The organism is Hydrogenophaga sp. Root209, assembly GCF_001428625.1.
Lineage (GTDB): Bacteria > Pseudomonadota > Gammaproteobacteria > Burkholderiales > Burkholderiaceae_C > Hydrogenophaga.
Window position 1 is genome coordinate 471,131 of the sequence record NZ_LMIE01000031.1, and the last position, 26,483, is coordinate 497,613.

26 protein-coding genes are annotated in these 26,483 nt (G+C 67.1%); 11 read left to right on the plus strand and 15 right to left on the minus strand.

The genetic code is table 11. From position 1 onward, the window contains the following. Position 1: 1 nt before the first annotated feature. Genes ASE11_RS20740 through ASE11_RS20750 form a run of 3 tightly spaced genes read right to left on the minus strand, consistent with a single transcriptional unit; the run spans position 2 to position 2,776 of the window. Entirely contained in the window at positions 2 to 793 is a 792-nt protein-coding gene (locus ASE11_RS20740) for an ATP-binding cassette domain-containing protein (protein ID WP_056276060.1), read from the minus strand. Beyond that, positions 793 to 1,743, minus strand: coding sequence for an ABC transporter permease (locus ASE11_RS20745; RefSeq protein WP_056276062.1), 951 nt, complete (start codon positions 1,741 to 1,743; stop codon positions 793 to 795). Before ASE11_RS20745 ends, ASE11_RS20740 begins: the two co-directional genes overlap by 1 nt. 16 nt (positions 1,744 to 1,759) lie before the next feature. Continuing rightward, a complete protein-coding gene (locus tag ASE11_RS20750) occupies positions 1,760 to 2,776 on the minus strand; it encodes a sugar ABC transporter substrate-binding protein (RefSeq protein WP_056276065.1) in 1,017 nt (338 codons plus the stop codon). Between the two features lie 129 nt (positions 2,777 to 2,905). Between ASE11_RS20750 and ASE11_RS20755 the strand changes: the two genes are divergently transcribed. The 8 genes from ASE11_RS20755 (at position 2,906) to ASE11_RS20790 (ending at position 11,112) form a co-directional block, all read left to right on the plus strand. After that, positions 2,906 to 3,919: a PfkB family carbohydrate kinase gene (locus ASE11_RS20755; protein ID WP_056276067.1), complete on the plus strand. Its 1,014-nt coding sequence runs from the start codon at positions 2,906 to 2,908 to the stop codon at positions 3,917 to 3,919. A gap of 136 nt (positions 3,920 to 4,055) precedes the next feature. After that, positions 4,056 to 5,546, plus strand: coding sequence for a glucose-6-phosphate dehydrogenase (zwf, locus tag ASE11_RS20760; RefSeq protein WP_056276070.1), 1,491 nt, complete (start codon positions 4,056 to 4,058; stop codon positions 5,544 to 5,546). Further along, positions 5,543 to 6,241 (plus strand): 6-phosphogluconolactonase, encoded by a 699-nt coding sequence (gene pgl / locus ASE11_RS20765; RefSeq protein WP_056276072.1) that lies wholly within the window; start codon positions 5,543 to 5,545, stop codon positions 6,239 to 6,241. The genes zwf and pgl overlap by 4 nt, the downstream gene beginning before the upstream one ends. Positions 6,242 to 6,259: 18 nt before the next feature. Continuing rightward, complete coding sequence (gene edd, locus ASE11_RS20770; RefSeq protein WP_056276075.1) at positions 6,260 to 8,083, plus strand: phosphogluconate dehydratase; 1,824 nt, start codon at positions 6,260 to 6,262, stop codon at positions 8,081 to 8,083. Between the two features lie 15 nt (positions 8,084 to 8,098). Further along, positions 8,099 to 8,737: a bifunctional 4-hydroxy-2-oxoglutarate aldolase/2-dehydro-3-deoxy-phosphogluconate aldolase gene (eda, locus tag ASE11_RS20775; RefSeq protein ID WP_056276077.1), complete on the plus strand. Its 639-nt coding sequence runs from the start codon at positions 8,099 to 8,101 to the stop codon at positions 8,735 to 8,737. Positions 8,738 to 8,753: 16 nt separating this feature from the next. Further along, positions 8,754 to 9,383 carry a hypothetical protein gene (locus ASE11_RS26925; protein WP_056276079.1) on the plus strand — a complete coding sequence of 210 codons (630 nt, stop codon included), beginning with the start codon at positions 8,754 to 8,756 and terminating at the stop codon, positions 9,381 to 9,383. Beyond that, a complete protein-coding gene (locus tag ASE11_RS20785) occupies positions 9,308 to 10,321 on the plus strand; it encodes a hypothetical protein (RefSeq protein WP_056276082.1) in 1,014 nt (337 codons plus the stop codon). The genes ASE11_RS26925 and ASE11_RS20785 overlap by 76 nt, the downstream gene beginning before the upstream one ends. A gap of 131 nt (positions 10,322 to 10,452) precedes the next feature. Further along, a complete protein-coding gene (locus tag ASE11_RS20790; RefSeq protein WP_056276084.1) occupies positions 10,453 to 11,112 on the plus strand; it encodes a hypothetical protein in 660 nt (219 codons plus the stop codon). A gap of 68 nt (positions 11,113 to 11,180) precedes the next feature. Here the strand turns inward: ASE11_RS20790 and ASE11_RS20795 are convergent, their stop codons facing one another. The 4 genes from ASE11_RS20795 to ASE11_RS20810 are packed head-to-tail and all read right to left on the minus strand — an operon-like array spanning position 11,181 to position 14,571. Further along, positions 11,181 to 12,200 carry a TRAP transporter substrate-binding protein gene (locus ASE11_RS20795; RefSeq protein WP_056276086.1) on the minus strand — a complete coding sequence of 340 codons (1,020 nt, stop codon included), beginning with the start codon at positions 12,198 to 12,200 and terminating at the stop codon, positions 11,181 to 11,183. Positions 12,201 to 12,246: 46 nt separating this feature from the next. Then, on the minus strand, positions 12,247 to 13,539 hold the full coding sequence (locus ASE11_RS20800; RefSeq protein ID WP_056276088.1) for a TRAP transporter large permease: 1,293 nt from the start codon (positions 13,537 to 13,539) through the stop codon (positions 12,247 to 12,249). Positions 13,540 to 13,543: 4 nt separating this feature from the next. Further along, positions 13,544 to 14,035 (minus strand): TRAP transporter small permease subunit, encoded by a 492-nt coding sequence (locus tag ASE11_RS20805; RefSeq protein ID WP_056276090.1) that lies wholly within the window; start codon positions 14,033 to 14,035, stop codon positions 13,544 to 13,546. Then, a complete protein-coding gene (locus tag ASE11_RS20810; RefSeq protein ID WP_056276092.1) occupies positions 14,032 to 14,571 on the minus strand; it encodes a gluconokinase in 540 nt (179 codons plus the stop codon). Before ASE11_RS20810 ends, ASE11_RS20805 begins: the two co-directional genes overlap by 4 nt. 179 nt (positions 14,572 to 14,750) lie before the next feature. On the opposite strand from ASE11_RS20810, the gene ASE11_RS20815 reads away from it, so the two are divergent. Further along, positions 14,751 to 15,776 carry a LacI family DNA-binding transcriptional regulator gene (locus ASE11_RS20815; RefSeq protein ID WP_056276094.1) on the plus strand — a complete coding sequence of 342 codons (1,026 nt, stop codon included), beginning with the start codon at positions 14,751 to 14,753 and terminating at the stop codon, positions 15,774 to 15,776. Positions 15,777 to 15,783: 7 nt separating this feature from the next. Here ASE11_RS20815 and ASE11_RS20820 read toward each other — a convergent pair whose 3' ends face one another. The 3 genes from ASE11_RS20820 to ASE11_RS20830 form a co-directional block, all read right to left on the minus strand. Further along, positions 15,784 to 16,137: a GFA family protein gene (locus tag ASE11_RS20820; protein WP_056276095.1), complete on the minus strand. Its 354-nt coding sequence runs from the start codon at positions 16,135 to 16,137 to the stop codon at positions 15,784 to 15,786. Between the two features lie 115 nt (positions 16,138 to 16,252). After that, the gene (locus ASE11_RS20825; RefSeq protein ID WP_056276097.1) at positions 16,253 to 16,813 is read right to left on the minus strand and encodes an SRPBCC family protein; all 561 of its coding nucleotides are present in this window, start codon (positions 16,811 to 16,813) and stop codon (positions 16,253 to 16,255) included. Next, the gene (locus ASE11_RS20830) at positions 16,810 to 17,187 is read right to left on the minus strand and encodes an ArsR/SmtB family transcription factor (protein ID WP_056276099.1); all 378 of its coding nucleotides are present in this window, start codon (positions 17,185 to 17,187) and stop codon (positions 16,810 to 16,812) included. Before ASE11_RS20830 ends, ASE11_RS20825 begins: the two co-directional genes overlap by 4 nt. A gap of 104 nt (positions 17,188 to 17,291) precedes the next feature. Here ASE11_RS20830 and ASE11_RS20835 point away from each other — a divergent pair, with 104 nt between their 5' ends. Next, positions 17,292 to 17,579 (plus strand): DUF1330 domain-containing protein, encoded by a 288-nt coding sequence (locus tag ASE11_RS20835; RefSeq protein WP_056276101.1) that lies wholly within the window; start codon positions 17,292 to 17,294, stop codon positions 17,577 to 17,579. Here the strand turns inward: ASE11_RS20835 and creD are convergent. From creD to creB, 3 genes are all read right to left on the minus strand, one after another. Continuing rightward, positions 17,573 to 18,925, minus strand: coding sequence for a cell envelope integrity protein CreD (gene creD / locus ASE11_RS20840; protein ID WP_162258078.1), 1,353 nt, complete (start codon positions 18,923 to 18,925; stop codon positions 17,573 to 17,575). The genes ASE11_RS20835 and creD overlap by 7 nt on opposite strands. 95 nt (positions 18,926 to 19,020) lie before the next feature. Continuing rightward, on the minus strand, positions 19,021 to 20,460 hold the full coding sequence (creC, locus tag ASE11_RS20845) for a two-component system sensor histidine kinase CreC (RefSeq protein WP_056276103.1): 1,440 nt from the start codon (positions 20,458 to 20,460) through the stop codon (positions 19,021 to 19,023). 3 nt (positions 20,461 to 20,463) lie between these two features. Next, entirely contained in the window at positions 20,464 to 21,159 is a 696-nt protein-coding gene (gene creB / locus ASE11_RS20850; RefSeq protein ID WP_082585905.1) for a two-component system response regulator CreB, read from the minus strand. A 125-nt stretch (positions 21,160 to 21,284) separates the two neighbouring features. Between creB and ASE11_RS20855 the strand changes: the two genes are divergently transcribed. Continuing rightward, on the plus strand, positions 21,285 to 23,594 hold the full coding sequence (locus tag ASE11_RS20855) for a penicillin-binding protein 1A (RefSeq protein WP_056276104.1): 2,310 nt from the start codon (positions 21,285 to 21,287) through the stop codon (positions 23,592 to 23,594). 78 nt (positions 23,595 to 23,672) lie between these two features. Here ASE11_RS20855 and ASE11_RS20860 read toward each other — a convergent pair whose 3' ends face one another. Both ASE11_RS20860 and ASE11_RS20865 read right to left on the minus strand, forming a co-directional pair. Further along, positions 23,673 to 24,653, minus strand: coding sequence for an NAD(P)H-dependent flavin oxidoreductase (locus ASE11_RS20860; RefSeq protein ID WP_056276106.1), 981 nt, complete (start codon positions 24,651 to 24,653; stop codon positions 23,673 to 23,675). Positions 24,654 to 24,678: 25 nt separating this feature from the next. Further along, the gene (locus ASE11_RS20865) at positions 24,679 to 26,469 is read right to left on the minus strand and encodes an acyl-CoA dehydrogenase (RefSeq protein WP_056276107.1); all 1,791 of its coding nucleotides are present in this window, start codon (positions 26,467 to 26,469) and stop codon (positions 24,679 to 24,681) included. Positions 26,470 to 26,483 lie beyond the last annotated feature (14 nt).

Consider the following 26,483-nt stretch of genomic DNA (forward strand, 5'->3'; position numbering starts at 1 on the left):
TTCAGGCGAGCGCTTCGGGTGGCAGTTCTTCGGCCAGCTTGGCGCCGGTCATCACCGCCACGGTGTCGCTCATGCTGATCACCTTGGGGTTGACCACCGCCGCGCGTTTGCCCAGACGAGCGATGTGGACGCGGTCGGCGATCTCGAACACGTGCGGCATGTTGTGGCTGATGAGAATCACCGGCAGGCCCTTGTCGCGCACGCAGCGGATGAGTTCGAGCACCATGTTGCCCTCCTTCACGCCGAGCGCGGCGGTCGGCTCGTCCATGATCACGACGTGCTGCGCGAAGGCGGCAGCTCGCGCCACCGCCACGCACTGGCGCTGCCCACCCGAAAGCGTTTCCACCGCCTGCGTCATGGAGCGGATGCCGACCTTGAGGTCGTTCATGCGCGAGATGCTCTCGGCCAGCATCTGCTTCTTGTCCAGCAGACGCAGGAAGCGGCCGAAGAACCCGGTGCGCAGGATCTCGCGCCCGAGAAACAGGTTCTCGGCAATGGTCATGGCGGGCGCCACGGCGAGGTCCTGGTAGACGGTCTCGATGCCGGCGCGGCGCGCGTCGATCGGGCTCTTGAAGTGGATGGGCTTGCCATCCAGATAGATCTGGCCATCGTCGGGAATGGTCGCGCCCGAGAGCGCCTTGATCAGGCTCGATTTGCCCGCGCCGTTGTCGCCGATCACGGCCAGGATTTCCCCAGCGCGCAGTTCGAAGTCGGCGCCGTCCAGCGCGGTGACCTGGCCGTAGCGTTTGACCAGGCCCTTGGCCTGGATGACCAGAGGTGCATTCGGGTTCATCAGCGCACTCCTTTGCGGGACATCTGGTCGGTGGCCACGGCCAGGATGACGAGGATGCCGGTGACAAGAATCTGATAAACGGAGGACACGCCCATGAGCGTGAGGCCGTTGCGAAACACGCCCACGATGAGCGCCCCCACCAGGGTGCCGAGAACGATGCCGCGACCACCGAACAGGCTGGTGCCACCCAGCACCACCGCGGTGATGGCGTCGAGGTTTTCGGTCTGCCCGGCGTTGGGGTCACCGGCGCCGATGCGCGCCACGGAGAGCAGCGAGGCCAGGCCGTAGAACACGCCGGCCAGCATGTACACACCGAGCAGCACCTTGTCGGTGGAAATGCCCGTGAGACGCGTGGCTTCGGGGCTGTTGCCCACGGCGTAGATGTGGCGCCCCGGTGCGGTTTCGCGCAGGAACAACCAGGTGATGAGATAGAGCGCCAGCATGAGCACCACGCCGTAGAGCACGTTGGTCTGGCCCATGCGGAACGAGTTGCCGAGCCAGGTCATACCCTCGGACACGTCGGTGATGGTCTGCGAGCCGCTGTAGAGCTGGGTGATGGCGAAGGCGATGTTGAGCGTGCCCAGCGTGACGATGAAGGGCGGCAGCTTGGCCTTGGTCACCAGCAGGCCGTTGACCAGGCCGAACAGCGTGGTGGCGGCGATGCCCAGGGCAATGGCCACCGGGGCCGAGAGACCGAAGTCGGACGCCATCTTGGTCATCACGATGCTGCCCAGCGCCATGATCATCCCGCACGAGAGGTCGATGCCCGCGGTGAGGATGATCAAGGTCTGGCCGATGGCGATGGTGCCGACCACCATCACCTGCTGCAGGATCAGCGAGAAATTCTGCAGCGTGAGGAAGCGGTCGCTTTGTGTGGCGAAGAAGGTGCAGGCCAGCAGCAGGGCGATGAAGGGCCCGAGCGTGCCCAACGGGGGGAGTTTGGCTTTCATGTCCGGGCCCCTGGCGTTACTTGTTGCCCCAGCAGAGGTCCATGCCGGTCTTCACGTCCTTGCTGTCCACGCCGGCCACCGGCTTGGCCGCGATCAGGGCCACGCCGGTGTCGGTGTAGCCGCTCACCTTCTTGCCCGTCTTGGCGTATTCCACGCCCGCGGCCACACCCATGGCGGCCATGCGCAGCGGGTACTGCTGCGAGGTGGCGGCGATCACGCCACCGCCCACGTCCTTGATGCCGGCGCAGCCCCCGTCCACCGAGACGATGACCACGTCCTTGTCCTTGCCGGCGGCCTTGAGCGCCTTGTAGGCGCCAGCGGCGGCGGGTTCGTTGATGGTGTAGACCACGTTGATGCCCGGGTTCTTCTGCAGGCAGTTCTCCATGCCGGTCTGGCCCTTGGCGGCGTCGCCGAAGCTGTCGGCCATGCACACCACCTCGGCCGGCTTGGCCAGGTCGTTGCTCTTGGCATCCAGCGACTTCAGGCCATAGCCCTGCAGGAAGCCGTTGTGGCGTTGCGCGCCCACCGGGTGGCCGGGGAACAGATCGAGCGTGGCGATCACCGGGGCCTTGCCGCCGAGCGCGGCTTTCGCGTACTGGCCGATCAGCACGCCGGCCTTGTAGTTGTCGGTGGCGAACAGACCGTCGACCGCGCTGACCGGGTCGGTCGGGCTGTCGAGCGCGATCACCATCACGCCTTGCGCCTGCGCGCGCTTGATGGCGGGGATGATGGCCTTGGCGTCGCTGGGCGTGATCAGGATGGTCTTGGCGCCACCGGCGATCATGTTTTCCATGGCCGTCACCTGGCCGGCGTTGTCACCGTCGGTCTTGCCGGCAGCCGACAACAGCTTGGCGCCGAGCTTCTTCGCTTCGGCGTCGGCGCCCTCTTTCATCTTCACGAAGAAGGGGTTGGAATCGGTCTTGGTGATCAGGCCGATGACGGGCTGGGCCTGCGCATGGGCCAGCGATGCGGCCAGGGCGAGCACGGCCAAGGCACCGGCGGACGTGGCGAGAGTGGAAGCACGGATGGTCATGTTTGTCTCCTCAGGTGGAAGGGATGTCTCAGGAATCACGCCGCCAGACACTTGGGGTTTTCACGAGGCCCGTTGCGGTGTGGTTGAACTATATTTCGAGTCAGGTTAATAAATCAACTGGATTTAGTTATGGTTTTCCCTAGTCTTCCGGACACCCTGCAAGTCGCCACCGCCGGCGAAGCGCTCATCGACCTGATCGAAGAGTCCGACGGGCGTCTGCGCCCCTGCGCGGGCGGCGCGGTCTACAACCTCACCCGCGCGCTCGGCCTGCAAGGCGTGGGCACGCTCTATCTCAATCCGCTCGCGGGGGACCGCTTCGGTCGCCTGCTGGCAGAGGGCATTGCGCAGGCCGGCGTGGTCCTGGCACAGCCACAACCGGTGCACGAGCCCACCTCGCTCGCGGTGGTGGGCCTGGACGCGCAGGGCAAGGCCAGCTACAGCTTCTACCGCGAGGGCGTGGCTGACCGGCAGGTGTCCGCGCCCGGCCTGATGGCCGCCTGCGAAGCTCTGCCGGGTCTGCGCATCGCCGTCACCGGATGCCTGGCCCTGGTGGCCGAGGACAGCGCGAAGTACCTGCCCTGGCTGCAGGCCCAGCGCGCGGCGGGGCGGCTGGTGGCGGTGGACGCGAACCTGCGCCCGGCCATCGTGCCGGACATGAGCGCCTACCGCAGCAGCGTGATGGCGGCGCTCCAGCAAGCCCACCTCATCAAGGTGAGCGACGACGACCTCGACACGCTGGGCGAGCCGGGAGCGGACGCCCTCACCAGGGCCAGTGCGCTGTTGGCCAGCACACGCGCGCAATGGCTCGCCCTCACGCTGGGCGCGGGCGGCGCGGTGCTGCTGGCGCGCGACGGCCACGCCTGGCACTGTGCCGAATCGGCCCCGGTGACGGTGGTCGACACCGTGGGCGCGGGCGACTGCTTTCTGGCCGGCCTGCTGGTGGCCTTGCTGCAGCGCCCCGCGCTGCAGCAGAGCACGCATGCCGACGCACTGCGGCTGGACGCCAGCGACGCGCACCACCTGCTGGCCCACGCCGTGGCCAGCGCCAGCCTGTGCGTGATGCAGACCGGCTGCACACCGCCCAGCCTGCCCGAGGTGGTGGCCCGCACCACCGCCCATCCGCCGGTTTTTCGCGCCCTCTGACTGGGCACGCGCCAGTGGGGCGGTTAAGGTGGAGGCAAGGCCCCCGAGGGCTCGCCAGCCAGCGCCGACATCCTGTACCCGTGATGTAACTTAATTACATTAACATTCCACTTTCTCAAGTAACTTGATTAGATTCATGGTCACCTCAAGCCCCACCGCTGCCGCTGCTTCCTCCACCCCCCCGGGCCCGCTCGACCTGGTGATCTTCGGTGGCGCGGGCGACCTCTCGGTGCGCAAGCTGCTGCCCGCGCTCTACATGGCGCACCTGCACCACAACCTGCCCGAGGCCACGCGCATCCTGGCGCTGGGTCGCCAGCCCTGGGACCGCGCCACCTTCACCACTTTCATCGACGACAAGGTGCGCGGCTTCATCGAACCCGAAGCCCTCGAAAACACGGCCTGGACCGCCTTCAAGGACCGCCTGGGCTACGTGTGTCTGGACGCGACCCAGCCAGACGACTTTGCGGCGCTGGGCGCCGCGATGCAGCACGGCTCCGACCGCGTGTACTACCTGGCCACCGCGCCCACGCTGTTCACCGGCATCTGCGCGAATCTCGCCAGCGCCAACCTGATCGACGCCCGCTCGCGCGTGGTGCTCGAAAAACCGCTCGGCCACGACCTGGCTTCGGCGCGCCAGATCAACGAGGAAGTCGGCCGTTACTTCAGCGAAGCCCAGACCTTCCGCATCGACCACTACCTGGGCAAGGAGACCGTGCAGAACCTGATGGTGCTGCGCTTTGGCAACACCATCTTCGAACCCCTGTGGCGCAGCCCCTTCATCAAGAGCGTGCAGATCACGGTGGCCGAATCGGTGGGTGTGGGCAGCCGCGCCGGCTTCTACGACGGCACCGGCGCGTTGCGCGACATGCTGCAGAACCACCTGTTGCAACTGTTGTGCATCGTGGCCATGGAGCCGCCGGTCTCGCTCGACCCGGACGCCGTGCGCGACGAAAAGCTCAAGGTGCTGCGCTCGCTGCGCCCGCTCACCGTGGCCGACGTGGCGCGCGACACGGTGCGCGGCCAGTACGCTGCGGGCAGCGCCAATGGCGACAAGGCCGTGGGCTATCTGCAAGAGGACAACGTGCCGCCCGACAGCACCACCGAGACCTTCGTGGCGCTGCGCGCGCACATCAACAACTGGCGCTGGGCCAACGTGCCTATCTTCCTGCGCACCGGCAAGCGCATGGCCGAGCGCCGCTCGGAGATCGTGATCGAGTTCGCCGACCTGCCCTACACCATCTTCCCCGACGCGCCGCGCCAGCCGGTCAACCGCCTGATGATCCGCCTGCAGCCCGAGGAACACGTGCAGTTGCAGATGATGGCCAAGGAACCCGGCAGCGGCATGCGCCTGCGCCCGGTGAGCCTGAACCTCGACCTCGAATCCGCCTTCAGCGCGCGCCGCGCCGAAGCCTACGAGCGTCTGCTGATGGACGTCATCAAAGGCCGCCTGACCCACTTCATGCGCCGCGACGAACTGGAAGCCGCCTGGACCTGGGTCGAGCCCATCCTGGACGGCTGGAAGAACCTGAATGAAAAACCCAAGGCCTACATCGCCGGCAGCTGGGGCCCGGCCGCCTCGTCGGCCCTGATGGCCCGGGAGAATTCCGCCTGGGTCGAGGAATCATGAACGAACACGTCTGTGACTCGACGGCCGAGCTGGCCTGGCAACTGGCCGACGCCATCGCCGAGCGCCTGCACGCCGCCATCACGCTGCGGGGCCACGCGGTGCTGGCGGTCTCGGGCGGCAAGTCACCGATCGCGCTGTTTGAAGCGCTGCGCCGGCTGCCCCTCGAATGGCCGCGCGTGACCGTGCTGCTGGTGGACGAACGCTGCGTGCCACACGACCACGCCGAGAGCAACACCGCGCTGGTGCGCCGCCATCTGCTGCAGGACGCGGCCGCGGCCGCCACCTTCGTGCCGTTCTTCGAGACGCTGCCAGACACCCTGGACGACGCAGCTCTGGACCGGCTGGCCGATGCCGCCAACCGGCGACTGGCCACCCAGCCCTGGCCCATGGACATGGCGGTGCTCGGCATGGGCGAAGACGGCCACACCGCCTCGCTGTTCCCCGGCGCACCCGGCCTGCGCCAGGCCCTGCACAGCAGCGGCCCGGTGGCCTGGGTGCGTCCGGCCACCGCGCCCCACGCGCGCCTGACCCTCACCCTGCCCGCCCTGCTGGCCACGCGTGAACTCGCGTTGTCGATCAGTGGCGCCAGCAAGCTGGCCGTGTTCCAGCAAGCCCGCCTGGGCGCCGACGAAGCGCTGCCGGTGTCCCTCATCCTCAACCAGCACCAGACGCCCGTGAGTGTCTGGATAGCCTGAACTGAATCGGAGAACATCATGACCACACTGCACCCGACGCTGCAACGCGTCACAGACCGCATCACTGAACGCAGCGCCACCACACGCGCCGCCTACCTGGCCTCCATGGCCGCACAACGCAAGAGCGGCACGCAACGCACCGGCATGGGCTGCGCCAACATGGCCCACACCACGGCCGCGCTGCCGGCGGCCGACAGACTCAAGATCCACGCCGAGCGCGCGCCGCACATCGGCATCGTCACCGCCTACAACGACATGCTCTCGGCCCACCAGCCGTACGAGACCTACCCGCAGCAGATCCGCTCCATCGCCCACGGGCTGGGCGTGACGGTGCAAGTGGCCGGCGGCGTGCCCGCCATGTGCGACGGCGTCACCCAGGGCGCCGCCGGCATGGAGCTCTCGCTGTTCTCGCGCGATGTGATCGCGCTCTCCACCGCGGTGGCGCTCTCGCACAACGTGTTCGACGCCGCGCTCTTCCTCGGCATCTGCGACAAGATCGTGCCCGGCCTCTTCATGGGCGCGCTGCAGTTCGGTCACCTCAGCAATGTGTTTGTGCCCGCCGGCCCCATGACCTCGGGCCTGTCCAACGACGCCAAGGCCAAGGTGCGCCAGCAGTACGCACAGGGCCAGGTGGGGCGTGAGGCCCTGCTCGAATCGGAGTCGCAGGCCTATCACAGCCCCGGCACCTGCACCTTCTACGGCACCGCCAACAGCAACCAGATGCTGATGGAGATCATGGGTCTGCACCTGCCCGGCGCGTCCTTCGTGAACCCGGGCACGCCGCTGCGCGACGCGCTCACCGCCGAGGCCGTGAAGCGCAGCCTGGTCAACACCGGGCGCACCGGTGAAGCCGCCATCTGCATGGCCGACATCGTGACCGAGAAGACCCTGGTCAACGGCATCATCGGCCTGCTGGCCACCGGCGGCTCGACCAACCACACGCTGCACCTGGTGGCCATGGCGCGCGCCGCCGGTGTGCTGATCGACTGGGACGACTTCGCCGAGCTCTCGCACGTGATCCCGCTGCTGGCGCGCGTCTACCCCAACGGCAGCGCCGACGTGAACCACTTCCACGCCGCCGGTGGCATGGGCTACCTCATGCGGCAACTGCTCGATGCCGGCCTGTTGCACGCCGACGTGGCCACCGTGATGGGCCACGGTCTGCAGGCCTACATGCAAGAGCCGTGGCTGGACGATGGCCAACTGGCATGGCGCCCCGTACCCATGCAGAGCGGCGACACCTCGGTGGTGCGCCCCGTGGCCGAGCCCTTCAGCGCCGACGGCGGCTTGCGTCTGCTGCAGGGCAACCTGGGCCGCAGCGTGGTGAAGGTCTCGGCGGTGAAGCCCGAACACCGCGTGGTGCGGGCACAGGCCGTGGTGGTCAGTGACCAGCAAGACCTGCTGGCGCTGTTCAACGCCGGCCAGCTCGAACGCGACTTCATCGCCGTGGTGCGCTACCAGGGACCGCGCGCCAACGGCATGCCCGAACTGCACAAGCTCACGCCACCGCTGGCCGTGCTGCAAGACAAAGGCTTCAAGGTGGCACTCGTCACCGACGGCCGCATGTCGGGCGCCTCGGGCAAGGTGCCCGCGGCCATCCACGTCAGCCCCGAGGCGCTGGCCAACGGCCCGATCGCCCGCGTGAAAGACGGCGACTGGATCACGCTGGACTGCGAGCGCGGCGTGCTCGAACTGGAGGTGGATGTCGCCACCTTCAACGCGCGAGAACTGCACCACCCCGACCTCAGCGCCAACCAGCACGGCACCGGGCGCGAACTGTTCGCCATGTTCCGCCAGCACGCCAGCGTGGCCGAGCTTGGCGCCTCACCGCTGTTTGGCTGAACCACAAGGAACACCATGACCACCACCTGCGTCACCCGCCCCGCCTTCACTTCCCGCGTCGTCCCTGTGATCGTGCTCAACGACGCAGCCCATGCCGTTCCCCTGGCCCACGCCCTGCTCGAAGGCGGCATCGACGTGATGGAGATCACCCTGCGCTCCGGCGTGGCGCTGCAGGCCATGGAAGCCGTGGCCCGCGCCGTGCCGAAGATGCACCTGGGCGCGGGCACCGTCACGCGCGTGGCCGAGGTCAAGCAGGTGATGGCCGCTGGCGCCACCTTTGCCTTGTCGCCCGGCTGCACCGATGAACTCGTGCACGCCGTGCGCGAGGCCAGGCTGCCCTTCATTCCCGGCGTGATGACGCCCAGCGAGGTGATGCGCGCGCGCGACCACGGCTTCACCTTGATGAAGCTGTTCCCCGCCTCGCAGGCCGGTGGCCTGGGCATGCTCAAGGCGCTGGGCGCGCCGCTGCCCGACGTGCGCTTTTGCCCCACCGGGGGCGTCAGCGTGGAGAATCTGCGCGACTTCCTGAAACTGCCCAACGTGGCCATGGCCGGCGGTTCCTGGCTCACGCCAGCCGATCTCGTGCGCCATGGCGACTGGGCCGGCATCACGCGGCTGGCACGCGAGGCCACCGCGATGGCCGCCCCCCACTGAAAGGGAAACCACACCCATGAAACTGCCCACCACCCTGCCCGCCTGGCAAGAGCTGCAGACGCTGGCCGGCAACCCCACGCCGCACCTGCGCGAACTGCTCGCCGACCCGCACCGAGCCCAACGCATGAGCGCGACCGCCGCCGGCATCACGCTCGACACCAGCCGCCAGCGCCTCACGCCCGCCATTCAGCACGCACTGCTCGAGCTGGCCGAGCAGTCCGACGTGGCGGCGCAGCGCGATGCCATGTTCCGTGGCGACACCATCAACACCACCGAGGACCGCCCCGTGCTGCACGTGGCGCTGCGCGGCGATCCGCTGCACGCTGGCCCCTGGGGCAACGCCGTGCAGGGCGATGTGCACCGGGAGCTGGCGCGGGTCTGCGAGTTCGCCCAGGCGCTCACCGCCGGCGCCGTGCTCGGCTTCTCCGGCGAGGCCATCACCGACGTGGTGAACATCGGCATCGGCGGCTCCGACCTCGGCCCGCGCATGGCCATCGACTGGCCGCCCCCGCCGTGCCCGGCATCCGCGTGCACTGCGTCTCCAACCCGGACGCCTGGGCTCTGTGGAGCGTGCTGCGCGGGCTCGATGCCAGACGCACCATCCTCGTGGTCTCCAGCAAGACTTTCACCACCCAGGAAACGCTGACCAACGCCGCCAGCGCACAACGCTGGCTGACCGACCACGGCTGCCCGCCCGAGGCCTTGTCCAAACACCTGGTGGCCATCACCGCCAGCCCGGCACAAGCCGCCAGGCTGGGCTATCCACCCGAACGCACCTTCCTGTTCTGGGACTGGGTGGGCGGGCGTTACTCGGTGTGGTCGGCGCTCGGTCTGCCACTGGCCATTGCCATCGGGCCGGAAAACTTCCGCGCCTTCCTCGCCGGGGCGCGCGCCATGGACGAGCACTTCTGCACCGCACTGCCGGCACACAACCTGCCGATGCAGCTCGCGCTGGCCGGCATCTGGAACCGCAACTTCCTGCACATGCCCACGCAACTCATCGTGCCCTACGCCTCGCGGCTCGTGCGCTTCACGCCCTTCGTGCAGCAGATGGACATGGAGTCCAACGGCAAGCGCACCCACACCGACGGCACACCCGCCACGGTGGCCACCGGCCCCATCGTCTGGGGCGGCCTGGGCATCGACGGGCAGCACGCCTACTTCCAGCTCATCCACCAGGGCCAGCACACCGTGCCGGTGGACTTCATCGGCGTGCAGAACGAGGACACACCGCTGCCCATGGCCGCCACGCACCACGCGGTGGTCAACCTCAACCTGCGCGCGCAGGCACAGGCCATGGCCTGCGGCCGTTCGCTGCAGGACACGCAAGCCGCGCTGATGAAGGACGGGCTGAATGAAGCCGATGCGGCGGCCATGGCACCGCACCGCACGTTCGAAGGCAACATCCCGAGCAACGTGTTGTGGCTGGACCGCCTGGACCCCATGCGCCTGGGCGCGCTGATCGCGCTGTACGAGCACAAGGTGTTCACCCAGGCCGCCATCTGGCGCATCAACGCTTTTGATCAATGGGGTGTGGAGCTGGGCAAGACGATGGCCAAGGCGATGGAGCAGCGCAAGGTTTGACGCAGATCAAACCCGCCGGGCAGCCATGCGGCGGGTGATTGAGTTGGCTCAGTGGGCGACACCGGTTCCTGCCTAGAGTGGTTCCCAGAGGGGCAATGGCCCCCCTGAAAACCAACCACTCTGGAGCCACCATGAACACACGACGCAACGCGCTGTACGCCGCCCTGCTGGGTCTTGCCGGGTCCACCCTCCTGATCGTCTCAGGCTGCGCCACGCCACCACCCGTGGCCGAGCGCATGGTCATCTCGCCCATGGGCACCGTCCTCACTTACCACCGCAAAAGCTCGGGCAGCCTGGGCACCTACGACGGTCAGGTGGTGTGGACGCATGCCCCCGCCACCTGGCAAGGCCAGCCGGTCATTGCGTTCGGCGCGCCGCAAGCCGGCGTGGCGCTGCACGATCCGGCGAGCTTCGCCATCCGGGCCATGCTCTCCGCCGACGGCAAACCCGTCATGGCATTCGACCCACCCATCGACTACGCCTGGCCGCTGACCGTCGGCCAGACCTGGAGCACGCAGTACGCCGTGACGCTCTACCCGAGCGGCGCCAAGGTGCCGATGAAGCGCGACTTCAAGGTCGAGGCATTCGAGGACGTGACCGTGCCAGCCGGCACCTTCAAGGCCTGGAAGCTGTCGTGGAAGGACAGCACGGGCGAAACCGAAACCCGCTGGATCAGCCCGGCGCAGGGCGTCGCCACGGTCAAACGCCATGTCGAACGCCCCGCCACGCACGCACAGGGGCCCGGCGTGCTGGATGCCGAACTGCTGTCTCACGCGCCACCCGCCCGGTGAGCTTCGCACCGCCATGAAAAAAGCCGACCCCGCAAGGGATCGGCTCTTCAGTGGAGGCGCCTGGGCGTTTACTTCGCAGCGCGCGCCTTGGCCACCGCCGCCTGCGTTTCCTTCCACAGGTCTTCACCCACGTTGGCCGCAATGCCGGTGTTCACGGCAGCCAGCTTCTCGCGCATGCGGTTGGCTTCGGCCGGCGACAGCTGGTTGATCTGCATGCCCTTGGCCTTGAGGTCGGCCAGCGCCTTGTCGGCCTCGGTGCGCGTGTCCTGGCGCTCGAAGTCGCGGCTCTTCCTGGCGGCGTCCAGCAGCACCTTGTGCTCGTCCTTGCTCAAGCCGTCCCAGTACTTCTTGCTCACCAGCACGATCCAGGGGCTGTAGACATGGTTGGTCACGGTCAGGTACTTCTGCACCTCGTAGAACTTGCTGGAGAGGATGGTGTTGTACGGGTTCTCCTGGCCATCGACCGTCTTGGTTTCCAGCGCGGTGAAGAGCTCGGAGAACGGCAGCGGCACGGCGTTGGCGCCCAGGGTCTTGAAGCTGTCGATGAACACGTTGTTCTGCATCACGCGCAGCTTGATGCCGTCCATGTCTTCGAGCTTGGTGACGGCGCGCTTGTTGTTGGTGAGGTTGCGGAAACCGTTCTCCCAGTACACGAGACCGACCAGGCCTTTTTCCTGCAGTTTGTCCATCACCTTCTGACCCACCGGGCCGTCGAGCACCACGTCGGCTTCCTTGGCGTTGTCGAACAGGAAAGGCGTGTCCCAGATTGCCATTTCCTTGGTGATGCCCACCAGTGTGGCGGTGGAGCCCACCATCATTTCCTGCGCGCCGCCAATGAGGGCCTGCTGCATCTGCACGTCCGAGCCGAGCGCCGCGGCGCCGATGGCACGGATCTTCATCTTGCCGCCCGAAGCCTTTTCGACTTCGTCGGCAAACACCTTGGTGGCGCGGCCCTGGTTGGAGATTTCGTTCAGGCCGTAGCCGAATCGGATGATGCGCGGCTTGATGTCTTGCGCGAGCGCAGCAAAAGGCGCGGCGAATGCTGCCGCGGCGGTGGCGGCAATGAGGGTGCGACGGAACAGGGTCATGACAGTCTCCTTGGAGTGGGTGAAACGGATGGGCTGGGGTTGAGCGTCAACGCATCCACGCGACGGGCGCGGTGACGATCTGCGGGAACACGATGAACAGGGCGAGAACGAGGATGTACGTGAAGAGAAAGGGGTTCACGCCCTTGATGACCTGGTGCATGGGCAGGCGCCCCACACCGGCCACCACATTGAGCACGGTGCCCACGGGCGGTGTGACCAGGCCGATGGCGCCGTTGAGCACGAACATGAGACCGAAATACACCGGGTCGATGCCCGCCTTCACGGCGATGGGCAGCATCACCGGCGCGAAGATCAGGATGGTGGGTGTGAGGTCGAGCGCGGTTCCGATCAGCACCAGCACCACCATCATGGTGATCATCAGCACGCGGGGGTGCTCGACCAAGGGGCCCAGCCAGCCGGTGAGCGTGGATGGCAAATCGGCCAGCGTGATCATGTAGCTCGCCACCGCCGCGCCCGCGCACAGGAACATCACCACCGAGGTGGTGCTCGCCGCGCGCACCAGCACGCCGTACACATCGGGCAGTCGCATCTCGCGATGCACGAAGAGTGCAATGACGAGCGCATAAGCGGCTGCCACCACGGCGGCCTCGGTGGGCGTGAACACGCCGCTCTTCATGCCGCCGATGATGATCACCGGCATGAGCAGCGCCCAGGCCGCGCGGGCAGTGAGGCGCAGGCGCTCGGCCATGGGCACCGGAGGCGAGCTGGTGAGCGTCATCTTGCGCAGCACCACACGCCACGCCAGCACCAGCGCAACGCCCATGATCAGCCCGGGCACGATGCCCGAGATGAACAGCGCCGAGATCGAGGTGTTGGTGGTCACGCCGTAGATCACGAAGGCCATGGACGGCGGGATGATCGGGCCGATCACGCTGCCCGCGGCGATGAGGCCGGCGGACGAAGCGACGGGGTAGCCGTGCTTGCGCATCATGGGCAGCAAGATGGCCGACATGGCCGCCGCGTCGGCCAGCGCCGAACCCGACATGGCCGAGAGCAGCACCGCCGCGCCAATGGCCACATAACCGAGCCCGCCGCGCACGTGGCCGACCCAGGCCTGTGCCATGTCGATGATGCGTTTGCTGATGCCGCCGGAGTTCATGAGCTCACCCGCGAGGATGAAGAAGGGCACGGCCAGCAGCGGAAAGCTGTCGACGCCGGCCACCATGTTCTGGGCCAGCAGTTGCGTGTCCCAGAAATCCATCACCCAGGCCATGGCGGCCCCGGTGAGCAACAGGGCAAAAGCCATGTTCATGCCGATGCCCATGAGCACCACCATGCCGGCGATGAAGACCACGAAGGCCATTGCTTCAACGGTCATCACATCACTCCATCTCGGCCTGATGGCCCAGGTCCAGCGGCGTGCGCTGAACGATCTCGATCAGCACCATGAGGCCGATGGCCATCGAACACAGCAGCGCGGGCAGTGGCAGCAGCGCCACCGGGTAGCCGAGCACCACCGAATGGCTGTCCATGCCCACCACCACCTGCTGCCAGGCGCCCCGACCCAGCAACACACAGGCCAGCAGCACCAGCAGGCGGATGACCAGCGTGGCGGTGGCGAAGAGCGCGGGCTTGTCGCGCAGCGCACCTACCAGACTGGTGAAGGCCATGTGCTGGCCCAGCGGGTAAGCGGCGGTGGCGCCCAGGAACACCATCCACACAAACAGCAGGCGCGAGAGCTCCTCGGTGGCGTTGACGCCGCTGTTGAACCCGTAGCGCAGCACCACGTTGCCAAACACGCAGACGACCATGCCGGCCAGGCACAGCGCGAGCAGGGCTTCGGCCCCGTGCTTCAAAAATGGGCCCGGTTTCATGAGCGGTTCTCCAGGATGGCGGTGGCCGGCGCGGCCTGAACCCAGCGCGCAACGGACGTGGCCAGTTGGTCCAATGGCTCGGTGGCGTCCAGATGCAGCACACCGGGTTCATGGCGCGGGTCTTCGAGCGCGGCGAACTGGCTGGCCACCAGGCTCACCGGAAACAGGTGCGCGGGGCGCGCGGCCACGCGTTCGCGCGCCTGCTCCTGCGTGAGGTCGAGAAACGCGAAGCGCAGGCCGGGCGCGGCGGCGCGCAAGCGGTCGCGGTAGCGCCGCTTGAGCGCCGAGCAGGTCAGCACCACACCTTGCGGGTGGGCCTGCAGCTGGGCGGCCAGGGTGTCGAGCCAGGCCGCGCGGTCCTCGTCGCTCAGCGGTGTGCCGCTGCGCATCTTGGCCACGTTGCTCTCAGAGTGGAAGTCGTCGCCTTCGAGCAGCGGCACGCCCAGGGACCCGGCGCACAACTGGCCCAGGCTGGATTTGCCGCAACCCGCCACGCCCATGACGACGAGGAAGGTGTTTTCGGGCCGGATGTTCATTTGGTAGCGCTATCCCGATGAATCAAAAAAATGGGCGAATTCCCTGTGTGGCATCGCTGCTCTTTCCGGTTGAATTCCCGGCTACCTGCGGCGCGATTCAGGGTAAATTCGGGTGACACAAGGCCACGGACAGCGCTATCCTAACGCCACACGATCCGCACCAAATACCGGGAAAACCCTTGGAACCGACCGAACGCAAGCGCCGCCACAGCGGGCGCACCACCCTCAGCGACGTGGCGCAGGCCGCCGAAGTCAGCCCCATCACTGCGTCGCGCGCGCTGCGCGGCGAGCGGGGCGTGGCCGCCGATCTGGTGGAGCGCGTCAAGCGTGCCGCCGCGCAACTCGGCTATGTGCCCGACCCGGCCGCGCGCGCCCTCGCTTCGCAGCGCAGCACGCAGGTGCCGGTGCTCGTTCCCCTGCTGTCCAACGCCCTGTTTGTGGACGTGCTCGAAGCGGTGCACCGCACGCTGCTGCCCCACGGCTACCAGCCCATGATTGGCGTGACGCACTACGAGCCGCAGGAAGAAGAACAACTGCTGCGCAGCTACCTCGCGCACCGCCCGGCCGGTCTGCTGCTCACGGGTTTTGACCGCACCGAAGCCGCGCGCCAGATGATCGCCACCAGCGGTGTGCCCTGTGTGTATTTGATGGAGCTCACGCAAGCGCCCAATGTGTATTGCGTGGGCTTCTCGCAGATCGAGGCCGGCCATGCCATCACCGGGCACCTGGTGCAGCGCGGGCGCAAACGCATCGCCTTCGTGGCCGCCCAGCTCGACCCGCGCACCATGCAGCGCGCCGAGGGCTACCGCCGCTGCCTGCGCGAGCACGGCCTGTATGACGCGCGGCTTGAGTTGCTGAGCCCGCAGCCGTCGTCCATGCGTCTGGGTGGTGAACTGCTGGAGGATTTGCTGCGCGCCCGCCCCGAGGTGGACGCCGTGTTCTTCTGCAACGACGACCTGGCCCAGGGCGGCCTGCTCACCGCCCTGCGCCTGGGTGTGGACGTGCCGGGCCGCATCGCCGTGGCCGGCTTCAACGACCTCTCGGGCAGCGACCAGATGGTGCCGCCGCTGACCACGGTGCGCACACCACGCCGCGCGATGGGCGAGGCGAGTGCGCAGATGCTGCTGGGTTTGATGCGCGGAGAGGTGCCCGTGCGCAATTCGGTGGATCTGGGGTTCGAGATGATGGTGCGCGGGAGCAGCTGACCGGGCCTCACAAGGCCTTGCCATCAAACTGTTGCACCGGGATCGCGGCGAGGTCGATGTTCTCGATGCAACGCAGATTGACGGCGGCCACGGCATTGCCCTTGGGATCCGTGCCTTCGCCAAAAGCGTGGATGCCGCAGATGGCGCAGAACCGGTGCTTGATCACGTGTTTGTTGAACAGGTAGGTGCCTGCGGCAGCATCCGGCGTCTTCAGCTTGAGGCTCGCGCGCGGCACAAACCACAGCAGCGACGCCCTGCGTGAACAGATCGAACAGTTGCACGCCAGGCCACTGTCGATGGTGCCTTCGACTTCGAATGCGATGTTGCCGCAGTGGCAACTGCCGGTGTAGGTGGTGGTCATGGGTGTTGGCTCTCGGTGGGTTTGGAGGGAGATCCGACTCTAGTCAAACGGCCGTGCGACGGGGAGTAACAAGATCGTCGTGAAACGGTGGCGACAAGAGATCGGCGTTGCGCCGTCAGTCGCTGACCCGTTTCCGCGGCTCGAACGAGGTCCGAGCCATGCGCGCCGCATACTCGGCTTCCAGCCGCGTGTGCAGTTGCCAATACCGCGGCGGCTCGCGACCCTGAAGCTGCGCAACCAGCAAGGCGAGGTGCGCGTGCCAGCCCGCCGACACGCTGAGCACGTCGTCGCGACCCGGCAAACGCTGGTGGGTGATCACGAGCCGCACGCCGCCCGCGGTTTCAGACAATTCGTACCGGACCTCGCCCTGCCCGCCCCAGGTGTGGGCCAGCAGATGCGGCGGCTCGCACACGGTGACCTGACCCCGCAGCTCGGCGTGGTCGGCCATGTCCGCGTACTTCGCGGGTGCGGGGTCGTCGGGATGGGTCAGCTCGCTGTGGCGGAACGCCAGCGCCACCCGGCCCCCCACGCGCAGCTCCATCGTGCCGCCCGCGAACCACCGGGCGCGCTTGTCTTCCTCGGTGATCCAGGCCCACACCCGATCGATGGATCCGGGCAGCAGGCGCTCGATGCGCACGGTGTCGGGGGCGGTGAGCACGCCATAGTCGTCGTTCATGGTTTTCTCCTTGGGTTGTGGGTGGGTCTGGACGGTTTGCGAGCCTTGTCCTCGGCCTTGAGCAAGGCCTCCAGCACATCGACGCGCTGCTGCCAGAACTGCTCGTAGTGGCGCATCCACTCCAGCCCCGCGTGCATCGGTGCCGCGTTCAACTGGCACAGGTGGGTTCGGCCGGTGATGCTGCGCTGGACCAGCCCCGCGCGCTCGAGCACCTGGATGTGCTTGGAAGCAGCGGCCAGCGACATGTCGAACGGCGCCGCGAGCTCGCCCACGGGCAACGGCTGCGCAGACAGGGTATGCAGCATCGCGCGCCGCGTCGGATCGGCCAGAGCATGAAACACGGCGTCGAGCTGGGCGGGTTTATATTCAATCATGTGGTTGAATATATCGACGGCACATCCAACGGTCAACCATTCAGTTGTACTTCGATGCAACTCGGGCTTTAAGCTCAAGGGCAACCCACCCCACAGGAGACCCCATGCCCGCCTACATCTACGGCAATGTTGAAATCACCGACCCCGCCCTCTACGAGGAATACCGCCGCGAGGTGCCTGCGCTGATCGCCGCCCACGGTGGGCGATACCTGGTGCGCGGCGGCGCGGTCAGCGTGCTCGAAGGCAGCGGCGTGCCGCACCGCCAGGTGATTCTGGAGTTCCCCGACATGGCGCACCTGCAGGCCTTCTACACCTCGCCCGAGTACCAGCGCCTGATCCAGATCCGCCAGCGCGCCTCCACCGGCACGCTGTTCGCCATCGAAGGCTACTGAGGCTGCTGCCGGGTAGTCTGCGGCGCTGTGCCCATCACGCTGTACCAGTCCACCTTGCGGGTGACCACCATGATGGCCGCGAGCACGCCGAAGAGCAGCAGCGAACCCATCATCAAGGCGTTGTCCTCCGAGACCAGGATGCCGTAGAGCACGCCGTACAGCGCCACCAGCATGGCGCTCATGCCCAGAGCGGGCCGCCAGCCACCCAGCACATGACGCAGGTAGTGCGTCAGCAGGCCAATGCAGGCCGCACTCGCCAGCCCATACGCCCAGGCGAAATCGAGGTGCTCGGAGAGCGATAGCAGCAACAGGAAGAACAGCACCAGCGCCGCGCCGATCATGAGGTACTGCATGGGGTGGATGCGCCAGCGCTTGACCATCTCCAGCACGAAGAACGCGGCGAAGGTGAGCACGATGAACATCAGCGCGTACTTGGTGGCGCGCTCGGTCAGGCGGTACACGTCCACCGGGTTGTCCAGCGCCACGGAGAAGCTGTCGGGTGCGGAGCGCCGCTCGCCCTGCTGCACAAACTGCTGCTGCGCCTGGGTCGACAGCGAAGGCACGCTCCAGGTGGCGTCAAACCCCTGGTCGCTCACGTTGCGTGTGCGCGGCAAGAAGTCCCCGCCGAAATTGGGATGAGGCCAGCTGGATCGCAGGCTCACGCTGTTCTCGTCGGCCAGCGGCACCCAGCCGATGCGGCCGGTGCCGGCGAGCTCCACGTTGAGGGCGAAGTCGAATGCGGCGCCGGGCTTGAGCAGCGCCACATTCACCGAAGCGGCCAGGGGCAGCGGCAGTTTCTGCGCCGCGGGTGATGGCGCCATGGTCAAGGCTTGGCCCGCCACCGTGAGCTGGGGTGCGCTGAGCAGGCCGCGCAGATCGCTCACGCCCAGGATCATGCGCGGTTGCCCGAGGGTGATCTGGCCGTTCTTCTCCAACGGCTCCACACCGCTCCACACGAAGCGCCCGGTGCTCTGGTGGGTGCTGGTGTAGACCGTGACCGGGAAGATGCCGCGCCAGCGGGTTTGTGTCTCCAGCTGGCTGCGCGTGTCCAGGCGGGTGGGAAACCGCAAGGCCACGTGGGCCTGCGTGACCCGCTCCTCGCGCGTCTCGCCGCGCCCACCCTCCACCGGCACGGTGCGCGTGAACGTCTCTGTATAGGGCACGTACAGCACCGGACCGGTGACGATCTGGGCACCAGCGTGGGCACGCGCCACCGCGGTGGCGGCCTCGGCGCGGTAGGCGCTGCGCTCCTGGATCGTGTCGAACACCATCAACAACGGGATCGACAGCAACAGCATCAAGGAGAAGATCACGAGCAACTTGCTCAGCAACGGGTATTTGTTCAAGGCGGGCTCCATGGTGGGGACCGCGCCAGTCTCTCAAGCGGGTGTGCAGCGGCCGTGCAGTGCCACGGCGTTTTGTGCAGTGAATGTGAAACGGCTCAGAGCGGCAGGCGCCAACGCGCCAGGCAACCGGGCGGATCGCTCACGTTGCCGACCTGGATGTCTCCGTGGTGCAGGTCGCTCACTTCCTTCACCAGACACAGGCCCAGGCCCGAGCTCTTCTCTTGCGCCTCGCCGCGGGGCAACGAGTAAAAGCGCTCGAAGATGTGCGCCTGCGCATAGTCGGGCACACCCGGACCCTGGTCGCGCACCGACCACACGAGCGCACCACCGTCGTTGGTCAGCCGCAGCCACAGCTCGCCCTGCTCCGGCGAAAAGTCGATCGCGTTGTCCAGCAGGTTCTGCAGCGCCTGACCGAGCAGGAACGGATCGCCGCGCACCATCTGGCCTTCCCCCAGCTCGTCGCGCACACGCAATCCCTTCAGGCGCAGGCGGGGCTCGGCGCGCTGCAGCAGCTCGCGTGTGAGTGCGCTCAGGTCGACGGGCTCAAGCTTGCTCAGTGAGCGCATCTGCTCCACATCGGCCAGGCGCAGCAGCTTGTCGATCAGCTGGCGCAGGCGCTCGGTCTGGCGCTGGATGTTGCCGGCGAAGCGCTGGCGCTCCGGCCCGGGCAGGTCTTCCTCCAGCAGTTCGGCTGCGCCCCGGATCGCGGCCAGCGGGCTCTTGAGTTCGTGCGTGAGCGTGTGCACGTAGTTCTCCACGTACGCCTTGTCTTCGAGCTTCACGCGCATGCGCTCCACGGCCTGCGCCAGATCGTTGAACTCGGTGTTGCCACTCAGGCGCCCGAAGCGCGGCAGCGCCACCCGCTCGCCGCCGGCCACCGCGTTGGCATAACCCCGCAGGCGCGAGAGCGAGCTCGCCATCCACCAACTGAGCAGAACACCCATCAACAGCGACAGCCCCAGCAGCGCCCACGACCAACGCAGGATGCGTTGCTGGCTGCGTTCGATGTAGGGCTCCAGGCTGCGGTTGGGCCGGGACACGGTGAGCGCGCCGATGATGCGATCGCCATCGCGGATGGGCGCGGCCACGTGCATCACCGTGCTGTTCGGATCGTTCGGATTGGCCAGACTGGAGCGTGCGCCGTACTCGCCGCGCAGCGTGCGCAGCACGTCGTTCCAGCGCGAAAAATCCTGCCCCACGGCCTCTTGCCGCGTGTCGAAGCGCACGATGCCTTGCGCGTCGGTGATGGTGATGCGGTAGTCGACGCTGTTCTTCTGAAAGCCCCAGATGCTGGCGCCGGGCTGCGCGCCCGAATAAGCGTGCAGCGCCCGCGCGAAGCCGCCGGTGGCGATGGTGCCGGCCTTCATGTCGGCGGCGGCCAGCTGGGCAAACGCATGGGCTGCGTCGATCAGGCTGTCTTCCATGGCCAGGCGCGTGCCGGGCTTGACCTCTTGCAGGAACACGTTGAGCACCACCACCAGGGCCACGCCCAGGACGAGGAAAAACCCCAGCAGCAGCCGCAGACCGATGCGCATGGCTCAGTCCACCGCGCGGATCGAATAGCCCATGTTGCGGTGGGTCTGGATCAGCTCGGCCCCCACGCCAAGCGCGCGCAGCTTGGCGCGCAGCAGCTTCACGTGCGCGTCCACCGTGCGGTCCGATGTGTCCAGCGCACCACCCCAGACCAGATCCATCAGCTCGACGCGCGAGAAGATGCGCTCAGGCCGGCGCAGCAGGGTGGCGAGCAGCTGGAATTCGTAGCGCGTGAGCACGAGCCACTCGCCGCCACAGCGGATGCGCTGCGCGGCTTCATCGAGCTGCAACAGCGGGCCCCGAGACGCCTGCTCAGGCGAAGCCGCCACTGGCGGCGCTGCGCTGCGCCGCAGGATCGCGCGCACCCGCGCGCACACCTCGCGCGGTGAAAACGGCTTGACCACGTAGTCGTCTGCCCCCAGCTCAAGACCGAGCACGCGATCGATCTCTTCATGGCGCGCGGTGAGGAACACGATGGGCATTTCGCTGGTCTTGCGAATGGCGCGGCAGACATCGAAGCCGTTGCCGTCGGGCACGCCCACGTCGAGAATGGCGAGGTCTGGCGCCTGCGCGCGGAACGCCTCCAGCGCATGGCCAGCCAGGCGCACATGCTGCACCTCGAAGCCCTCGCTCTGCAGTGCATAGAGCAAGGTGTCCGCGATGGCTTGTTCGTCTTCCAGCAACAGAATGCGCTTGCGCATGGGCGATTTCACAGGTGGGCCAGGGGCGGCTGGCCATCTTACCCGTGGGGTCAGACACAGGTGGTTACCACCCTCACGCACAGCCTGCACATGCACGGCGCACCGATCCGGGACAATCTCACCCCATGCTCATGCTTTTCCTTCGTCGCACCACGCTCACCCTGGCCATGGCGCCCGCCGCCTTCGTGGCCCCTGCCCTGCAGGCCTCGACCTTCGATCTGCCTCCGCTGGACAGCATCGTCAACTACCAGCCCAAGCTGCCCTTGCAGGTGTTCACCACCGATGGCGTGGAGATCGCGCAGTTCGGCACCGAACGGCGCGAGTACCTGCCGCTGTCGCGCACGCCGAAGCTGCTGCAGGACGCGGTGCTGTCGGTGGAAGACGCGCGGTTTCGCGAACACAACGGCGTGGACCCCCGGGGCATGGCGCGCGCGCTGGTGGCGGCCGTGACCGGTGGGCGCAAACAGGGTGCGTCGACCATCACGCAGCAGTTGGTGCGCACCATGCTGCTCACACGCGAGTTCTCTGCCGAGCGCAAGGCCAAGGAAATCTGGCTGGCCCTGAAACTGGAAGACGAACTGTCCAAAGACCGCATCCTGGAGATCTACCTCAACGAGATTTTCCTGGGCCAGCGTGCCTACGGCTTCGCCGCCGCGTCACAAACCTATTTCGGCAAACCGCTGGACAAGCTCTCGCTTGGCGAAACCGCCATGCTCGCCGGCCTGCCGCAAAACCCCTACTACGCGAACCCGGTGGCCAACTTCGCACGCGCCACGCAGCGCCAGCGCGTGGTGCTGGAGCGCATGCGCGCCACCGATTCGATCACCGACGCGCAACTGGCCGCCGCGCGTGCTGAAAAGCTCGTCCTGCGCACGCCCGGCTTGCGCAGCGTGCACGCCGCCCACGTGGCCGAAATGGCACGTCGCGCGGTGGTGGAGCGCTTCGGGACCGAGGCCTATTCCAATGGCCTGCGCGTCACCACCTCGTTGCGCGCAGCCGACCAGCGCGCGGCGTATGCCGCCGTGCAGCGCGGTGTGCTGGCCTTCGACCGGCGCGGCCCGTGGCGTGGACCGGAAGACCTTGAGGCACTCCCGTCGGGCAATGGCGCAGACGTGGAGCGCGCGGCCGCCGAGGCCTTGAAGGACCACCGCGACGACGAAACCTTGCGCGTGGGCATCGTGCTCGCGGCCAGCCCCAAGGCCATGCAGGTGCAACTGGCCAGCGGTGAGCGCATCACCTTGCAGGGCCAGGGGCTGCGCTGGGCGCAAAAAGGCCTGGACCCCAAAGCCAAGGCACCGTTGAAGATCGTGCGTGGCGCCATCGTGAGGGTGGTGAGCGCGGGCAAGGTGAAGGGCACGCCGGCCTGGGCCATCTCACAATGGCCCGAAGCCGAAGCCGCGCTGGTGGCCATGGACAGCCAGACAGGCCGCGTGCGCGCGCTGGTGGGCGGGTTTGACTTCACCCGTCAGCCGTTCAACCACGTCACCCAGGGCTGGCGCCAGCCGGGCTCGGCGCTCAAGCCGCTGCTGTACTCGGCCGCGCTCGAAGCCCGCGTGATGCCGGGCACGCTGGTCGACGACCTGCCCTTCACCGCCGCCAATGGCTGGAGCCCCACCAACAGCAATGGGCAGTACGCCGGCCCGATCACGCTGCGTGAAGCACTGGCCAGGTCCAGCAACATCGCCAGCGTGCGCGTGCTGCAACACACCGGCACCCAGGTCGCGCGCGACTGGACCGCCCGCTTCGGCCTGGACCCCGCGCGCCAGCCCAACGACCTCACGCTGGCCCTGGGCACGGGCAGTGTCACGCCGCTGCAGATGGCGCAGGCCTATGCCACGGTGGCCAACGGCGGCTGGAAGGTGGCGCCGGTGGTGGTGGAGAAAATCACCGATGCGCGGGGCTTGGTTCTGTTTGAAGCGCCACCACCCGAGCCACTGACCGAGGCCAACCGCGCGATTCCCGCGCGCAACGCCTTCGTGATGTCCAGCCTGCTCAACGAAGTGACGCGCAGCGGCACGGCCGCGCGTGCGCAGGCCACGCTCAAGCGCTCCGACGTGTACGGCAAGACCGGCACCACCAACGACGCCGTCGACGCCTGGTTCGCCGGCTACCAGCCCAGCCTGGCCACCGCCGTGTGGGTGGGCTACGACAAGCCACGCAGCCTGGGTGGTGGTGAGTCTGGCGGGCGCATCGCGCTGCCGATCTGGATCGACTACATGGGTGCTGCGCTCAAGGGCACGCCGGTGGCGCAGGCTCCCGCCGTCCCCGACGGCCTCACGCGTGTGGGGGAGGACTGGATGTACGCCGAGTGGCAGAGCAGTGGCTCGGTGGCACAGATCTCGGACGTGGGCGGCGTGCAGTACGCGCAGACGCCGGGGGCGGCCATTGGCGAAGCCCTCAGCAGCTTCGGTGCCTGGTTGAGAGGCGAACGGTAGTCCTGACGAAGACTGCTCCGCAGACGCAAAAAAGCCGGCTCTTCAAGCCGGCCTTTTTTTGTCAGCGAAGAGGCCTGATCAGCCTGCGCAGATGCGCGCTTTGGCTTCCGCGTATTCGCGCTTGAAGCGCGCCACCAGATCGGCTGCGGGGACCACCTCGCGGATGGCGCCGATGCCCTGGCCGCAGCCCCAGATGTCTTTCCAGGCTTTGGCGGCGTTGGCGCCTTCACCCGTGGCGAAGTTCATCTTGCTCGGGTCGCTTTGCGGCAGGTTGTCCGGGTCCATGCCGGCTTTCTGGATGCTGCCCTTGAGGTAGTTGCCGTGGATGCCGGTGTAGAAGTTGCTGTAGACGATGTCGTCCGAGTTCGACTGGGTGATCATCTCCTTGTAGCCGTCCACCGCACGGGCTTCCTCGGTGGCGATGAAGGCCGAGCCGATGTAGGCAAAGTCGGCGCCCATGGCCTGTGCGGCCAGGACAGCACCGCCCGAGGCGATGGCGCCCGAGAGCGCGATCGGGCCACCAAACCACTCACGGATTTCCTGCACCATGGCAAACGGGCTCTTCACGCTGGCGTGGCCACCGGCACCGGCCGCCACGGGAATCAGGCCATCGGCACCCTTCTCGATCGCCTTGTGCGCGAACACGTTGTTGATCACGTCGTGCAGCACCACGCCGCCCCAGCTGTGCACGCCTTGGTTCACGTCTTCGCGCGCGCCCAGGCTGGTGATGATGATCGGCACCTTGTACTTGGCGCACAGCTGCATGTCGTGCTCCAGCCGGTCGTTGCTCTTGTGCACGATCTGGTTGATGGCGAACGGCGCGGCCTTGTTGTCCGGGTTCGCCTGGTCGTGCGCGGCCAGCGCCTCGGTGATCTCGGCCAGCCACTCGTCGAGCTGCGCGGCCGGGCGGGCGTTGAGCGCGGGCATCGCACCCACCACGCCGGCCTTGCACTGGGCGATGACAAGCTTGGGGTTGCTGATGATGAACAGCGGCGAGCCGATCACGGGAAACTTGATGTTCTTGAGAACGGGCGGCAAGCTGCGGGCGGGTGCGGTCATGTTGTCTCCGGGTGATGGGGGCAGATCAGAACGATTCGATGGCCAGTGCGGTCACGGCCTCGGCGCCGTCCACGATGCTGTCGCGCACGCCCGGTGCGCGGCTGAGGATGTGGTCGGCGTAAAAGCGCGCGGTGGTGATCTTGGCCTGCATGAAGGCCGTGTCCTGTCCCTTGGCTGACAGGTCTTCGGCCACCATCAGTGAGCGCGCGAGTTGCCAACCCGCCATGAGGTTGCCGGCGAGCATCAGGTAAGGCACGCTGCCGGCAAACGCAGCGTTGGGATTGCTGCGGGTGTTGGCGGCGATGAACTCGACCACGTCCACAAAGGCCTCGCGCGCGGCCTTCAGGCGTTTGTGCACGGCCTTGGCGTTGGCGCTCTCGCGCTTCGCGAGTTCCACTTCGGTCTTCTCGATTTGCGCGGCAATCGCCTTGGCACCGGTGCCGCCGTCGCGTGCGGTCTTGCGGCCCACGAGGTCGTTGGCCTGGATGGCCGTGGTGCCTTCGTAGATGGTGAGGATCTTGGCGTCGCGGTAGTACTGCGCCGCGCCGGTTTCTTCGATGAAACCCATGCCACCGTGCACCTGCACGCCCAGGCTGGTGACTTCCAGGCTCATCTCGGTGCTGTAGCCCTTGACCAAGGGCACCAGGAATTCGTAGAAGGCGGCGTTCTGCTTGCGCGTGTCGGCATCGGGGTGGTGATGCGCGGCGTCGTACGCGGCTGCAGCCACAGCGGCCATGGCGCGGCAGCCTTCGGTGAACGCGCGCATGGTCATGAGCATGCGCTTCACATCGGGGTGGTGAATGATGGGCGCGGCCGCGGAGAGCGTTCCATCGACCGGGCGGCTCTGCACGCGGTCCTTCGCATAGCCCACGGCCTTCTGGTAGGCGCGCTCTGCGACGGCGATGCCCTGCACGCCCACGGCGTAACGCGCGGCGTTCATCATGATGAACATGTACTCCAGGCCGCGGTTTTCCTGGCCCACGATGTAGCCCACGGCGCCGCCGTGGTCGCCGTACTGCAGCACGGCGGTGGGGCTGGCCTTGATGCCCATCTTGTGTTCGATGCTCACGCAGTGCACGTCGTTGCGCGCGCCCAGCGCGCCGTCTTTGCCCACCATGAACTTCGGCACCACGAACAGGCTGATGCCCTTCACGCCCTCGGGCGCGCCGGTCACCCGCGCCAGCACCAGGTGCACGATGTTCTCGGCCATGTCGTGCTCACCGTAGGTGATGAAGATCTTGGTGCCGAACACCTTGTAGCTGCCGTCGGGCTGCGGTTCGGCGCGGCTGCGCACGGCCGCCAGGTCCGAGCCGGCCTGTGGCTCGGTGAGGTTCATGGTGCCGGTCCACTGGCCACTCACCAGCTTCTCCAGGTAGATGGCTTTGAGATCGTCGCTGCCCGCGGTGATCAGCGCCTCGATGGCACCATCGGTCAACAGCGGGCACAGCGCGAAGCTCATGTTGGCGCTGTTGAGGATTTCACCGCAGGCCGCGCCGATGGTCTTGGGCAGGCCCTGGCCACCAAAGTCCACCGGGTGCTGCAGGCCCTGCCAGCCGCCTTCGGCGTACTGCTTGAAGGCGTCCTTGAAACCAGGCGTGGTGGTGACGACGCCGTCCTTGAACGACGACGGGTTCTTGTCGCCTTCAAAGTTCAGTGGTGCGATCACGCCTTCGTTGAGCTTGGCGCACTCCTCGAGCACGGCTTGCGCGGTCTCGAGGCCGGCGTCTTCGAAGCCCGGCATCTGCGCGACCTGGTCGATGCGCGCCAGGTGTTCGATGTCGAACAGCATGTCTTTGAGGGGGGCGGTGTAGCTCATGGTCTTGTCTCCAC

Bases quoted from the DNA above. Each gene is read 5' to 3' on its own strand.
- ASE11_RS20835 (WP_056276101.1), top strand. From the start codon at position 17,292: ATGCCCGCCTACATCTACGGCAATGTTGAAATCACCGACCCCGCCCTC.
- ASE11_RS20820 (WP_056276095.1), bottom strand. From the start codon at position 16,137: ATGACCACCACCTACACCGGCAGTTGCCACTGCGGCAACATCGCATTC.
- ASE11_RS20810 (WP_056276092.1), bottom strand. From the start codon at position 14,571: ATGAACATCCGGCCCGAAAACACCTTCCTCGTCGTCATGGGCGTGGCG.
- ASE11_RS20825 (WP_056276097.1), bottom strand. From the start codon at position 16,813: ATGAACGACGACTATGGCGTGCTCACCGCCCCCGACACCGTGCGCATC.
- ASE11_RS20795 (WP_056276086.1), bottom strand. From the start codon at position 12,200: ATGACCCTGTTCCGTCGCACCCTCATTGCCGCCACCGCCGCGGCAGCA.
- ASE11_RS20830 (WP_056276099.1), bottom strand. From the start codon at position 17,187: ATGATTGAATATAAACCCGCCCAGCTCGACGCCGTGTTTCATGCTCTG.
- edd (WP_056276075.1), top strand. From the start codon at position 6,260: ATGACCACACTGCACCCGACGCTGCAACGCGTCACAGACCGCATCACT.
- ASE11_RS20865 (WP_056276107.1), bottom strand. From the start codon at position 26,469: ATGAGCTACACCGCCCCCCTCAAAGACATGCTGTTCGACATCGAACAC.
- ASE11_RS20855 (WP_056276104.1), top strand. From the start codon at position 21,285: ATGCTCATGCTTTTCCTTCGTCGCACCACGCTCACCCTGGCCATGGCG.
- ASE11_RS20860 (WP_056276106.1), bottom strand. From the start codon at position 24,653: ATGACCGCACCCGCCCGCAGCTTGCCGCCCGTTCTCAAGAACATCAAG.
- ASE11_RS20750 (WP_056276065.1), bottom strand. From the start codon at position 2,776: ATGACCATCCGTGCTTCCACTCTCGCCACGTCCGCCGGTGCCTTGGCC.
- pgl (WP_056276072.1), top strand. From the start codon at position 5,543: ATGAACGAACACGTCTGTGACTCGACGGCCGAGCTGGCCTGGCAACTG.
- eda (WP_056276077.1), top strand. From the start codon at position 8,099: ATGACCACCACCTGCGTCACCCGCCCCGCCTTCACTTCCCGCGTCGTC.
- ASE11_RS20745 (WP_056276062.1), bottom strand. From the start codon at position 1,743: ATGAAAGCCAAACTCCCCCCGTTGGGCACGCTCGGGCCCTTCATCGCC.
- zwf (WP_056276070.1), top strand. From the start codon at position 4,056: ATGGTCACCTCAAGCCCCACCGCTGCCGCTGCTTCCTCCACCCCCCCG.
- ASE11_RS20805 (WP_056276090.1), bottom strand. From the start codon at position 14,035: ATGAAACCGGGCCCATTTTTGAAGCACGGGGCCGAAGCCCTGCTCGCG.
- ASE11_RS20755 (WP_056276067.1), top strand. From the start codon at position 2,906: ATGGTTTTCCCTAGTCTTCCGGACACCCTGCAAGTCGCCACCGCCGGC.
- creC (WP_056276103.1), bottom strand. From the start codon at position 20,460: ATGCGCATCGGTCTGCGGCTGCTGCTGGGGTTTTTCCTCGTCCTGGGC.
- ASE11_RS20800 (WP_056276088.1), bottom strand. From the start codon at position 13,539: ATGACCGTTGAAGCAATGGCCTTCGTGGTCTTCATCGCCGGCATGGTG.
- ASE11_RS20790 (WP_056276084.1), top strand. From the start codon at position 10,453: ATGAACACACGACGCAACGCGCTGTACGCCGCCCTGCTGGGTCTTGCC.
- ASE11_RS20740 (WP_056276060.1), bottom strand. From the start codon at position 793: ATGAACCCGAATGCACCTCTGGTCATCCAGGCCAAGGGCCTGGTCAAA.
- creB (WP_082585905.1), bottom strand. From the start codon at position 21,159: ATGCGCAAGCGCATTCTGTTGCTGGAAGACGAACAAGCCATCGCGGAC.
- ASE11_RS26925 (WP_056276079.1), top strand. From the start codon at position 8,754: ATGAAACTGCCCACCACCCTGCCCGCCTGGCAAGAGCTGCAGACGCTG.